The 12682-nt window shown below is 70.9% G+C and carries 8 protein-coding genes; 6 read left to right on the forward strand and 2 right to left on the reverse strand.

Annotated elements, in window-relative coordinates:
* Nucleotides 1–297 precede the first annotated feature (297 nt).
* Together ACWCQ1_RS46465 and ACWCQ1_RS46470 are read right to left on the reverse strand one after the other, a co-directional pair.
* Nucleotides 298–597 carry a hypothetical protein gene (locus ACWCQ1_RS46465; RefSeq protein ID WP_451029404.1) on the reverse strand — a complete coding sequence of 100 codons (300 nt, stop codon included), beginning with the start codon at nt 595–597 and terminating at the stop codon, nt 298–300.
* Between the two features lie 439 nt (nt 598–1036).
* A complete protein-coding gene (locus ACWCQ1_RS46470; RefSeq protein ID WP_451029405.1) occupies nt 1037–2263 on the reverse strand; it encodes an acyl-CoA dehydrogenase family protein in 1227 nt (408 codons plus the stop codon).
* Nucleotides 2264–3178: 915 nt separating this feature from the next.
* On the opposite strand from ACWCQ1_RS46470, the gene ACWCQ1_RS46475 reads away from it, so the two are divergent.
* The 6 genes from ACWCQ1_RS46475 to ACWCQ1_RS46500 all read left to right on the forward strand — a co-directional run bounded on the left by ACWCQ1_RS46475 (nt 3179) and on the right by ACWCQ1_RS46500 (nt 12563).
* The gene (locus tag ACWCQ1_RS46475; RefSeq protein WP_451029406.1) at nt 3179–4951 is read left to right on the forward strand and encodes an Ig-like domain repeat protein; all 1773 of its coding nucleotides are present in this window, start codon (nt 3179–3181) and stop codon (nt 4949–4951) included.
* Between the two features lie 90 nt (nt 4952–5041).
* The gene (gene pstC, locus ACWCQ1_RS46480; RefSeq protein ID WP_451029407.1) at nt 5042–6046 is read left to right on the forward strand and encodes a phosphate ABC transporter permease subunit PstC; all 1005 of its coding nucleotides are present in this window, start codon (nt 5042–5044) and stop codon (nt 6044–6046) included.
* A 4-nt stretch (nt 6047–6050) separates the two neighbouring features.
* Nucleotides 6051–7328: a phosphate ABC transporter permease PstA gene (pstA, locus tag ACWCQ1_RS46485; RefSeq protein WP_451029408.1), complete on the forward strand. Its 1278-nt coding sequence runs from the start codon at nt 6051–6053 to the stop codon at nt 7326–7328.
* Entirely contained in the window at nt 7328–9007 is a 1680-nt protein-coding gene (locus ACWCQ1_RS46490; RefSeq protein WP_451029409.1) for a substrate-binding domain-containing protein, read from the forward strand. The genes pstA and ACWCQ1_RS46490 overlap by 1 nt, the downstream gene beginning before the upstream one ends.
* A 50-nt stretch (nt 9008–9057) precedes the next feature.
* Nucleotides 9058–11631, forward strand: coding sequence for a hypothetical protein (locus ACWCQ1_RS46495; RefSeq protein WP_451029410.1), 2574 nt, complete (start codon nt 9058–9060; stop codon nt 11629–11631).
* On the forward strand, nt 11628–12563 hold the full coding sequence (locus tag ACWCQ1_RS46500; protein ID WP_451029411.1) for a sortase: 936 nt from the start codon (nt 11628–11630) through the stop codon (nt 12561–12563). The genes ACWCQ1_RS46495 and ACWCQ1_RS46500 overlap by 4 nt, the downstream gene beginning before the upstream one ends.
* The last annotated feature ends 119 nt before the right edge of the window (nt 12564–12682 follow it).

Here is a 12682-nt window from a genome sequence, read left to right on the forward strand (position 1 = left end):
CGAGCCCACGGGCGATGTTCAAGCCCGGGTTGGACCGCGGGAACAGTGAAGTCACTACGCCCGACTTGCGACAGGGCCGAACGGCCCCGGCCCAGCGGCCCTCGGACCTGGCGGTGACGGGTCGCGGCGCGCCGGGGTTCCGGAGATCGGTGCGGTGCCCCTCCCTCTACGCAGCCGTCAGCAGAGGCCTGCGCTGGGCGGACGGGAGGGGCGGCGGTGTCGGTCACGCGGCTGGTTCCGGTGCCCAGATGCCGGTCCGGGCCCGTACTGCCTCGAGGGCCTCCCGCTGCTCGGTGTTCAGCAGGGCCAGCGGGAGCGGAAGGCGCCGTCCTGCCCCTTGAGGATGTGGGTGCGCAGCAGATCGAGTGCTGCGATGAGCCGCGTCGGCCACTCCGGGTCGGTCAGGAAGGGGCCGTTGGCCTCGGCCAGCACTGCCTCGACACGGCGGTGCTCGTCCCTCGACCGGGACCGGCTGGCTCCGGCAGGCGTCTCCTGGGCCGAGATCGGCGTGGTGGAACTTACTCCTTGTTCAGCGCCTCGCCAGTGGTGCGTCGGGCAGTCTCCGACCTGCTCTTCGAGCTGCCGAATCCGCACCACGACATCAGCCTGGCGGTGCAGCGGGGAACACGACGTGGACGGGACCATGTTTGCACCCGGTACACGCGCGCCCGGAAGCGAGTCGGCAACACGTCGCATTGAGCCAGCGGATACGGGGTCTGCCGCACGATCGGGTGACATCCCAGGTGGCCACCGACTTCGGAGTCCATCCGATGACGTTGTGGAAGTGAATGCGCCGCGCGGACATCGACGACGGGACCGGGCCGGGAACGACCGGGCAGAAGAGCGCGAAACCGCGGGAAGCGCGTGGGCGGATCAAGCTGCTGGAGCAGGGGAATGAGGTTTTGCGGCGGGCCGCGGCCTATCTGTCGCAGGCCCATCTGCCGGGAAAAGGATCCACCCGCACCCGCACCCGCAACTCGCGCGCGGTCGACGACCTGTGGCCCTTGCCGCTGATCCGGCGTTCCTGGTTTCCCGGTCAGGCCGGCAGGACGAACGGGGGGTGGGCGCCGTTGAGGAAGTAGTCCCCGGCGTCGCGGATCTGGTGGGCGACGGGCCTGTGCAGGGTGTGCGCCCGGGCGTTGCGCCAGAAGCGGTCGAGGCCCAGGCGTGCGGATGCGGAGCGGGAGCCGACGATGTCCAGGGCGCGGCTGGTGGTTTCCTGTGCGGCCTTGGATGCGGTGGCCTCGGCCATCGTGACGTGGACCGAGATGTCGGCGTACTCGTCGTAGGTGAGGTCTTCGCCGCGTGCCAGTCCGTCCTGGACGGCTGTCAGTGCCTGGTCGCTGAGTGCGGCGGCGGAGCGGGTGAGGATCGTGAGTTCCCCGTAGGTGGTCAGTACGTGCGGATCCTGGGGAGTGCCGTCCGGCCAGGAGGGGCGCCAGGAGGACTGGCCCATCCTGCTGTACTCGCGTGCTTCGGCGAGTGCGCCTTCGGCGAGGCCGAGAAGGAGCTGGACGGAGAGGAGGCGCCCGATCGGTGAGGCCAGAGCGGCCGACGGCGAGAGTACGTCGTCGTCGGCGGCGAGGGAGCCGAGTACGTCGTGGACGGTGACGGGCGCGGCGTCGAACTCCACGTCACCTCCGGCCGCGAGCCGTTGTCCGAAGGCTTCCGCGGCGTCGATCCTCACTCCGGGGTGGGTGGGTGCGACGACGACGGCGACTGGTTCGCGGTTGCCCGCTCGCTCGGCCCGCACCGCGAGGCGGTCGGCGACCAGAACTCCGGTGGCGTAGCTCTGCCGGCCCTCGAGCACATAGCCCCGCCCTTTCCTGGTCAGGATCAGCGGGGGGTCCTGAGCGGCGAAGCCTCCTCCCCAACACCACTGCTCCGTCGCTGATCGACGTTCGATGCGAGTGGCGAGGTCGGGTTCGGTGAAGCACCGGGCACTCCATGACAGGAAGTAGTGCGTGCCCAGGAGTTGGGCGATCGCGGCGTCGGTGGCTGCGATCGCCCGGACGACGGCGTACGCCGTGGGCCAGTCGGCGCCGCCTCCGCCGAGTTCGGCCGGTATGAGCAGGGTCAGCAGTCCGGATTCACGGAGTCCGGCGACCTCGGCGAAGGGGGCCTTGCCCGCGTGCTCCCTGGCCGGCGCGTCCGTGGCGAGGTCGTCCGCCGTCTCGTGAGCCACGTGCAGCCAGTGGGCGCGGCCGGGCCCCTTCCGGTCGGAGGCCGGGGCGGGTTGGGACGGCATAGTGGCAACGCCCATGGTGGGTGGTCTCCTCAAGCTGCTTGTCGGTTGGCGTGGTGCATTCGTCCACCGGGAGGACCGGCCTCTTTTCCTAGTAATCCGATAGGAATTATAGGGAATGCATGAACGGCGGAGCGTGCCTGGTGGAGGCGCGGTGTCGGCGTACCGGCGCACCTGCGCGCGGACCGTGGGGGCGGCCGACACCATGTGAGATCGCTCTGTCTCAAAAACGACGTGAAGAAACCGGTGCGAAAAAGGCATATTCGGCCACGGCTGTGTCGACATGTGAGACAGGCGGCGACTTGTGTTGTCGATGTGAAGGTCGCTGCTACTGTTCCCGCCGTGATTCGGACATCCTCCCCGGCGCTGACTCGGCGTCGCGCCGTCGATCTGATGCGTGTGGGCAGCGCCAGCTGTTGCCCCGGCGTCGCCGTGGCCTGCTGCTGAGTCGGACCGACACTCACACGCGCGCTCACTCCTCCCGGCCGTGACCCCCACGTGCGCGGGCACGCCAAGGCACCTTCGTCTCCCTCCGGACGTCCGGCCGACACCAGCGGTGTCTTCTGGGCGTTCAGTCCCGCGGTCTTCCGCTTTCCCGCGCTTTCCCCTGCCCGCGTCCACCGCCTCCGCGCGTTCCCGCTCGGTTGCGGCCGGCGTGGCGGGCACGCCTTCCGAGGAGTTCACCCATGCGTAAGAGACGTATCTCCGTTGTGGCCACCGCTGTCGTCATCGCGACGCTCGCCACCCCGCTCGCCCTCACCTCCACCGCCGCGTACGCCGACCCGGGCGCCGGTGTCACCGCCCACCAGCTCGTCGGCGTCGGCTCGGACGTCACCCAGGACGTCCTGGACGCGCTGGCCGGTGAGACCGTCAACGGCACCAGCTACGCCTCGACCGCGGTCACCGCGGACGGCTACACCCTCGCGTCCTACGATGCGACCGAGCCGGGCACCGGCTCCACGACCTCGCAGATCCAGACCCGGACGAGCGGGCCGAAGTTCCTGCGTCCCAACGGGGCCAACGCCGGCCGCCGCGGTCTCCTCGAGTCAGAGCGACGGCACCGTCGCCATCCAGGACCAGATCGACTTCGCCCGCAACACCAGCGCGCCCGCCGTCTCCGGCACCGCGCTGACCGCGATCCCCTTCGCCCGCGACGCGGTGGGTTACGCGGCCAAGGGTTCCGCTCTCGCCCAGCTGACCAAGCAGCAGCTGCACGACATCTACACCGGCGCGCTGACGGAGATCGGCGGGGTGACGATCCACCCGTTCATCCCCAACTCCGGCTCCGGCACCCGCTCCTTCTTCCAGAAGGCCATCGGTGTCACCGACGCCCAGCTCGGGAGCAACGTCGACACGCTGGACCACGAGGGCAAGGCGGTCCAGCAGAACCGTCTGAACAGCGTCATCGAGAACGCCGGCGACATCGTCCCGCTCTCCGTCGCCAGCTTCGTCGCCCAGCACAACGGCACGGCCCCGGACCGCAGTTCGACCGCCGTCACGGGCGGCGCGTTCGTCGGCGCGCTGGACGAGGAGAACAGCGGCACCTACACCGCGCCGGTGATCCAGAACGGCGACGGCACCATCTCCTCGAACTCTGACTTCTTCGCGGACACCACCTTCGGCCGCGACGTCTCCAACGTGGTCTCCACCCGGGCCATCGACCCGACCAGTGTCTTCTTCGACAAGGCCCTCTACGACGTCTTCGTGACCGACACCGGCCACACGGCGGCGCTGGACTCAGCCGCCGCCCAGTCGGTGATCGCCAAGTTCGGTTTCCTGAACGTCAGTTACAACGGGATCGCCGACCCCACCAACAAGCACGTCAAGCGCGGAGGCCTGGAGGACGGCAACCTCTCCACGGCGGTCCCCGCGGCCCCGACCGTGACCGCGACGCCGGGCGGCGGCACGCTGAAGCTGTCGTGGGCCCCCGCCGCCGGCGCCGCCGTGAGCGACTACCGCGTGACGGTGCAGGACGGTACCGGTGCGACCGTCGGCGGCTACGCCTACAAGGACGTAGCGGCCTCCACCACCAGCGCGAGCCTGACCGGCCTTACGGCCGGCACGTACACCGTCACGGTCTACGCGGCGAACATCAACGGCAACAGCGACGCCACCACGGCCACCGCGGCCGTGAAGACGGCCACGACCGTGACCGCCACGGCCTCGGCGGCCAAGCCCTCCTACGGAAGCACCGAGTCGGTCGCGGTGACCGTCGGCCACAGCGACGCCGCCGTCCCGACCGGCACCGTCGCCGCCTACTACGGCTCCACCAAGGTGGGTTCCGCCACCCTGAACACCTCGGGCAAGGCCACCGTCAAGGTAGCCACCACCAAGCTCGGCGCGGTCGGCGGCAAGACCCTGAGCATCCGCTACGGCGGCGACAGCACCCATGCCGCCTCCAGCCACAACATCACCTTCACCGTCGTCAAGGCCACCCCGACGCTGACCGTCACCGCCCCGGCCCGCGTCAGCCACACCAAGCACGCCGTGATCACCGTCAAGGTGAGCGCCACCGGCACCACCCCGACCGGCAAGATCCGCATCTACAACGGCTCGACGCTGGTCGGCAGCGGCACCCTCAGCGGCGGCAAGGTCACCATCACCATCGCCAGGCTCTCCAAGGGCAAGCACACGCTCAGCATCCGCTACGGCGGCAGCGGCTACGTGAACGCCAAGTCCAAGAGCATCAGCATCACCAGCTACTGAGCACCCCGAGGACCGGAGCCGGCACCCCACCGGCTCCGGCCCCGGGCGCCGTCGTACCCGAAACCGAAACCAGGAAGGAGCACGAGGACCTTGGGCCACCCGCTGACCGCGCCGGGCGAGGACACGCCACGGCCGTTGTCCACCGCACGGGGCACCGGTGACCGCATCTTCCGGGCCGCGCTGCGCGGCTCCGGCCTGGCCGTGCTCGCCATCATGGCGGCCGTCGGCCTGTTCCTGCTGCTGCGTGCCCTGCAGGCGCTGCACACCGCCGGATTCTCCTTCCTCACCACCGAGCGGTGGGAACCCGACACCCATGACTTCGGCATCGCCGCCGTCCTCACCGGCACCCTGCTCATCGCGGCCGTCGCCGTCCTGGTGTCGGTGCCGCTGGCGCTCGGGACCGCGCTGTACATCTCCGAGATCGCGCCGGCCCGACTGCGGCGCACCCTGGTCGCGCTGGTCGACCTCATGGCCGCCGTGCCGTCGGTGGTCTACGGCCTGTGGGGGCTGTTCTTCCTGCAGAGCAAGGTGATCGGTCTGTCCCGCTGGCTGTCGACCTGGTTCGGCTGGATCCCGTTCCTGCACGTCGACGGCGCGCACCAGGACGACCCCCTCGCCTCCGCCAGCGTGTACACCGCCTCGACGTTCGTCGCGGGCATCGTGGTCGCGCTGATGGTGGCGCCCATCCAGTGCTCGGTAATGCGCGAGGTGTTCAGCCGCGCGCCGGCGGGGGAGCGGGAGGGCGCGTACGCGCTCGGCTCGACCCGGGCGGGCATGATCCGCAGCGTGGTCCTGCCATACGGGGCCGGCGGCATCATCGGCGGCACCATGCTCGGCCTCGGCCGCGCGCTGGGCGAGACCATCGCCGTCTATCTGATCATCTCGCCGGTCTTCACCATCCAGCCGCACATCCTGCAGACCGGTTCCAACTCCGTGTCCTCCCTGATCGCCCTGCACTACGGCGACTCCTCCGCCTTCGGTGTCTCCGCGCTGATGGCGGCCGGGCTCGCCCTGTTCCTGCTGACCCTGGTGGTCAACTTCACCGCGTCCTCGATCGTGGCCCGTTCCCGGTCCGGCGCACAGAGCGAGGCCTGAGCCCATGACGACCACGCTGGACAAGCCCCCGGCCACCACGCCCGGATCCACCACCGTCGTACCGCGCCCCGAGCCGCCGGCGGAGCCGGAGGAACAGCGCCGGCTGGGCGGGCCGCGCCGCGACGACCTGCTCGCCCTCGGCGGCGCCGCCGCCACCGGCCTCACCCTGGCCTGGCTGCTCTTCGGCCAACTGGCCCCGCTCTCCGGGGCGTTGGGCTTCGCCGTCGTGGCCTACCTGATCTTCCTGCTGGTCTACGCCGTACTGGTGTGGATGGACGCCTCGGCCGGTGGATCCTCCGCCGCGCCCGCCGTGCGCGACCGCCTGCTCACCGCCGTGCTGGGCTCCGCCGCCGCACTGCTCTTCGCCGGCCTGGTCCTCGTCATCGGCTTCACCGCCGCCCGCGGCTGGCACGCGCTGCCGCACGCCGGCTTCTACACGCAGGACATGCAGGCGGCCGGTCCGCTGGACCCGGTCACCGTCGGCGGCGTCAAACACGCCGTCGTCGGCACCCTTGTGCAGATCGCCATCGCCCTCACCGTCACCATTCCGCTGGGCATCACCTGCGCCGTCTACCTCGGCCAGGTGCCGGGACGGTTCTCCCGTTTCGTGCGCACCATCGTCGAGGCGATGACCGCGCTGCCGTCGGTCGTGGCCGGCCTCTTCGTCTACGCGAGCTGGATCCTGATGCTGGGCTTCGAGAAGTCGGGCCTGGCGGCCGGGCTCGCCCTCAGCGTGATGATGCTGCCCATCGTGATCCGGGCGTCGGACGTGGTGCTGCGCCTGGTGCCCGGCACGCTCACCGAGGCAGCGGAGGCACTGGGCGCCCCGCGCTGGCGCACCGTGTGGCACGTGGTGCTGCCCTCCGCGCGCTCGGGCCTTGCCACCGCCGTCATCCTGGGCACCGCGCGCGGCATCGGCGAGACCTCCCCGGTGCTCCTCACGGCCGGCGCGACGGCCGCGCTCAACGCCGACCCCACGCACGGCCCCATGATGTCCCTGCCGCTGGCGGTGTTCACCTTCGTCAGGTCGCCCCAACCGGCCATGATCACCCGCGCCTTCGGTACCGCCCTGGTGCTGCTGGCCCTGGTCCTGCTCCTCTTCTCACTCGCCCGCGTCGTCGGCGGCCGCGGCCCCGGACAGCTGAGCCCTCGCCAGACCCGGCGGGCGGCCCGCCGCTCACGGCACGACCTGGACCGCTTCGAGGCAGCCGCCACGGCCGTCGACGGCCCGACCGCCCCCCTGACCCCGGACCCGAACCCCGCTCCCACCGAGGTGGACTGATGCTCCGTCGGATACTTTCCACCCCGCGAGCCGCCGTCGCGGCGCTGGTCCTGGCCGCGGCACTGCTGCTCGGCGCCGCCGTTCCCGCGACCGCCGTGAGCTACACCCCCATCAGCGGAGCCGGCTCCAGCTGGGCCTTCAACGCCGTCGACCAGTGGCGCCGCGACGTCCGGCAGTACGGCATGCAGATCTCCTACACCCCGCAGGGCTCCTCCTACGGCCGCCAGCAGTTCCTGGCCGGCACCACGGACTTCGCGGTCTCGGACATCCCCTTCCAGACCAACCCGACGGACGGTTCCGCCCCGGAGCGGCCGGTGGCCGGGTCGTACGCGTACATGCCGATCGTGGCGGGCGGCACCGCGTTCATGTACCACCTGACGATCAACGGCCAGCGCGTCACCAACCTGCGGCTGAGCCAGCCCACCCTGACGAAGATCTTCACCGCCGCCGTGCGCTACTGGGACGACTCCTCGATCCGCGCGGACAACCCCGCCCTGAAGCTGCCGCACCGGGCCATCGTGCCCGTCGTCCGCTCGGACGGCTCCGGCGCCTCGGCCCAGTTCACGCTCTGGATGGCCAAACGGCAGACAGCGCTGTGGAAGGCGTACTGCGCCAAGGTCGGCCGCAGCAACGCCTGCGGCGAGACGTCGTACTACCCGACCGTCACCGGCATGATCGCCCAGTCCGGCGACCTCGGCGTGGCCGGCTACATCTCCCAGGGCTACGGCGAGGGCTCCATCGGGTACGTCAACTACTCCTACGCCCTCAACGCGCACTACCCCGTGGCCAAGCTGCTGAACGCGGCCGGCTACTACACCGAGCCGACCGCGCAGAACGTCGCGGTGTCGCTGCTCAAGGCGAAGATCAACACCAACAAGAGCTCCGCGGACTACCTCACCCAGAACCTGGACTCCGTCTACACCGACAGCGATCCGCGCTCCTACGTGCTCTCCAGCTACTCGTACATGATCCTCCCGCTGAGGGTGCAGGGGACCTTCACCACCGCCAAGGGCACGACACTCGGCGCGTTCTCCTACTACTTCATGTGCCAGGGCCAGCAACAGGCGCCCGAACTGGGCTACTCGCCGCTGCCGATCAACCTGGTCAAGGCGGGCTTCGACCAGATCCGCAAGATCCCCGGCGTGGTAGCCAAGAACATCAACGTCAAGGGCTGCAACAACCCGACCTTCAGCGCGGACGGCACCAACCGGCTGGCCACCACCGCGCCCATGCCGCCCGCCTGCGACAAGAAGGGCGCGACCCGTCAGTGCGCCACCGGCTCCGGCGGTGCCCGGCAGACGACCGCGAACAGCGGCGGCTCAAGCGGTGGTTCCACCGGTGGCACCACTGGTGGAGCCGGTTCCGCCAGTGGCACGAGCGGCGGTACGGCGGCGACAGGCGGAGCGGCCGGACCGACCGGCCCTTCGAGCGGCGCGAGCGTCGACCCGGACACAGGTCAGACGGTCAATACGTCCGCCGCAGGCGGCAACGGCGCCACGACGGTGCTCGCCTCCCCGGTCTCCCTGTCGGCCGACGACGGCTGGAGCGCCAGGCAGACCCTGATGGTTCTGGCCGGGATCACCCTGCTCGTGGTGGTTCTGGTCCCCGCCGTCACCGCACACGTGCTGGCCGGCCGCCGGGCCGGCACGGCCAGGGGCGACAAGGGGGAGCAGAAGTGAGGACACATCAGCTCATCCGCACACTCGTGGGAGCGGCCGTAGGTGCCCTCATGGGTGCACTGGTCTCCGTGGCCGCGGCACCCGGCGCGGGCGCGGCGCCCGAGGACGGAACGCCATCGGCCACCGGCTCCGCCGTCACCGTCTCCGGGCGTAGCGAGTTCGCCGGCATGAGGTTCACCGTGAGCCAGACCCAGGGACTCACGGACCGGGCCGTCACCGTCTCCTGGACCGGCGGCACACCCACCACCTTCGCCGGAAGCCAGTTCAACACGGACTTCGTCCAGATCATGCAGTGCTGGGGCGACGACGACGGCACCGTCCCCACCAACCCCGGCCCGCCCCGCACCCAGTGCGAGTACGGCGCCTCACCCACCACCGACCGCGCCAACTGGCCCGGCAACGGCGACGACGACACCCGCGCCGTCGTCTACCGGGCCAGGCCCGGCCACTACGGCGACGACGACACCTACGGCTCCACCATGCCCTACGGCCTGGGCGAGGTGCCCTTCAAGGCGGTCGACGGCACCGTCGTCACCAGCGGCACCCAGAACAACAAGCTCTTCAACCACTCCACCACCAACGAGATCGACTTCGCCCGTACCGAGGCGGACGGCACCGGCTCGGAGATCTTCGAGACCCAGACCGCCAACGAGGCACCGCAACTCGGCTGCGGCGCCCCGGTCACCCACGCCGACGGCACCGTCACCGGCCGCTCCTGCTGGCTCGTCATCGTCCCGCAGGGCCACCTCGACCTCGATGGCAAGCCCTACGAGGACCAGACCCAGGTCAACGCCGGCTCACCGGTCTCCTCGACCAACTGGAAGAACCGCATCGCCGTCAAGCTCGGCTTCAACCCCGTCGGCGCCTCCTGCAAGATCGGCGCCGACGAGCAGGACACCATCGGCAGCGAACTCGTCGCCGAGGCCATGACCAGCTGGCAGGCCAAACTCTGCGCCACCGGTACCGTCTACGGCTTCACCCAGCTCGGCGACGCCGACACCCGCGCCCGCATCACCTCCGGCGCGGACACCCTCGGATTCGTCACCCGACCACTCGGCTCCGACGACGGCACCACCACGCCCACGGGCAAGGTGACCTACGCCCCGGTCGCGCTCTCCGGCGTCGTCATCGGCTTCACCATCGAACGACAACCCGGCTCCACCGCCACCAAGGAGCAAAAGGCCCTGGACGGCACCCGGTTCACCTCGATGAAGCTCACCCCCCGGCTGATCGCCAAGCTGCTCACCGAGTCGTACCGCAACTCCCCCTGGGGAGCGGTCAGAACCGTCTACTCCGGCGGCACCGCCACCCTCACCGCCGCGGGGGGCTACGGCTGGGCGAAGAACAACCCCGCAGGCCTGCTGTCCGACCCGGAGTTCCTGGCCCTCAACCCCGAGTACGCCAACCAGTCCATCGCCGAGAACCCCAGCACCGACACCGATCTCGAGGTGGCGCTCGGCCACACCGACGCGGCCCGGCAGCTGTGGAACTACGTGCTCGCCGACAACAGCGCCCGGCGCTTCCTGGCCGGCGTACCCGACGAGTACGGCACGCAGGTCAACCCGTACTACAGCACCAACGCCGACCTGAACCCGACCGGTTACGGCTTCACCGCGGCCCGCGACGACTACCCCAAGGCCGACCCGTGGACCACCGTCCCGCCGGGCTCCGCCGAGGCCACCGTCAAACAGGGCATGACCGACTTCCACCCCTACGTCGACGACATGCTCCTCGCCGCCCAGCACGCGCGCCGCGGCGACCAGCTGTGGAAGTCCAGCTGGGACGCGAACGCCAACCCCCCGGTGTGGAAGTCACCCGGTCCCCAGAACGTCGGCCAGCGCTTCCAACTGGTCGTCACCGACGCCGCCTCCGCCGCGCGGTACGGGCTGCAGACCGCCAGCCTGCGCAACACCGCCGGCCAGTACATCGCCCCGACCCCGGCGTCCCTGACCGCCGCGGCGGCCTCCGCCACCGGCAGCCCCGCCGTCGTGCCCGTCACCGCCTCCCGGACACACGCCTACCCCGTGACCATGCTGGTCGACGCGGTGGTCCGCCCCGGCCAGGTCAAGCCGGCGGAGCGCAGAAGCTACGCCGCGCTGCTGCGCTACGCCGTGCGGGCGGGCCAGCACACCGGCATCGACCTCGGCGACCTGCCGCCCGGCTACGCACCGCTGGACAGCGAACAGCGCGCCACGGCACTCGCCGCCGCGAAGACGCTGGAGTCCTACAAGGGCCCCACCACGGCCGGTGACACGACCGGCTCCGCGAACGGCGCAGGCACGGCAGGCACCGGGGGAGCGGACACCACCACCGGCGGCTCGGGTACCGGGTCCACCACCGGCACCCCGACCGGCACCACCGCCTCCCCGTCGGGCAGTTCGGCCGCCCCGCACGGCGGCACCGCCCCCGACCTGATCAGCACCGCGAGCGGCCTCACCCCGGCCGACCCGGCGGTCCCGCTGCGACTCGCCCTGCCCCTCGGAGCCGGCCTCGGCGCCGTCGCCGGACTGATCGCCCCCTTCGCGGCCGGCTGGCGTCCCCGGGGCACGGCCGCCGCACTCTCCGCAGCGCAAGCCTTCGTCCGCCGTACGACTCGCCGACCCGGCGGGAGGTTCCCCAGGTGACCGCGACGATCGACACGCCCGCCGGAACGCAGGAAACCGTCCGTCCGTCCCCCGGCAGCAAGACGGCGAAGGCCAACAAGCGCGCCCTGCTCGGCCCCTACGTGACCGCCGGCGCCCTGCTGACGATCAGCGTGCTGCTGATCGGCATCTGCGCCCAACTGGTCCTCCTCAGCCCACTGCAGCACCGCGCCGCCCAGTCGTCCGGCTTCGACAAGCTGCGCGCCGAACTGGCCGCCGGGACAGTGGCGGTGTCCCAGACCGACCAGCAGGGGCGGCTGCTCAGGCCGGGCACACCGCTGATGCTGCTGGAGATCCCGAAGCTCCACGTCCGAGAGGTGGTCTTCGAAGGCACGGACTCCGACGTACTCGCCAAGGGCCCCGGCCACCGCCGGGACACCCTGCTGCCCGGCCAGGCCGGAACCAGCGTGATCATGGGCCGGGCCGCCGCATACGGCGGACCGTTCAGGCACCTGGCGGGCCTGGCCCCCGGCGACACCTTCCGGATCACGACGGGGCAGGGACGTTTCACCTTCCGCGTCCTCGACCAGCGCCACGCCGGCGACCGCGCCCCGACCGCACCCGCCGCGGGTAAGGGCCGTGTCGTCCTCATGACCGCGACCGGGCCGCCGTACCTCCCGAAGGGCGTGCTGCGCCTCGACGCCGACCTGATCGGCGCCGCGGCCGACACACCGGCCCTGCGGATCGCCCCCGACTCCCTCCCGTCGAGTGAACTCCCCCTCCGCGGCGACACCGTCGTCTGGTGGCAGGTGGTGCTCTGGCTCCAGGCGCTGGCCGCGGCCTCCGCGGCAGCCGTCTGGGCCTGGTTTCGCTGGGGACGCCGCCAGACCTGGATCGTGTTCACCGGACCGCTCGGCGCCATCGGTCTCCAGGTGGCGGAACAGGTCACCCGGCTCCTGCCCAATCTGCTCTGACCCGCCCAGGACTGAGGTTCTCAACTTGACTTCTCCCCCAGCTGAAGCAGGGAGATTCTTCCCTCGCGGGTTGAGCTTTCTGCTTCTCAGACAGCAGCTGCCCCGAACTAACGGCAAGG

Source organism: Streptomyces sp. NPDC002144, assembly GCF_053593695.1.

Excerpts from the sequence above, each read along its gene's own strand:
- ACWCQ1_RS46470 (WP_451029405.1), bottom strand. The coding sequence starts at position 2,263 with ATGGGCGTTGCCACTATGCCGTCCCAACCCGCCCCGGCCTCCGACCGG.
- ACWCQ1_RS46475 (WP_451029406.1), top strand. The coding sequence starts at position 3,179 with ATGCGACCGAGCCGGGCACCGGCTCCACGACCTCGCAGATCCAGACCC.
- pstA (WP_451029408.1), top strand. The coding sequence starts at position 6,051 with ATGACGACCACGCTGGACAAGCCCCCGGCCACCACGCCCGGATCCACC.
- ACWCQ1_RS46490 (WP_451029409.1), top strand. The coding sequence starts at position 7,328 with ATGCTCCGTCGGATACTTTCCACCCCGCGAGCCGCCGTCGCGGCGCTG.
- ACWCQ1_RS46495 (WP_451029410.1), top strand. The coding sequence starts at position 9,058 with ATGGGTGCACTGGTCTCCGTGGCCGCGGCACCCGGCGCGGGCGCGGCG.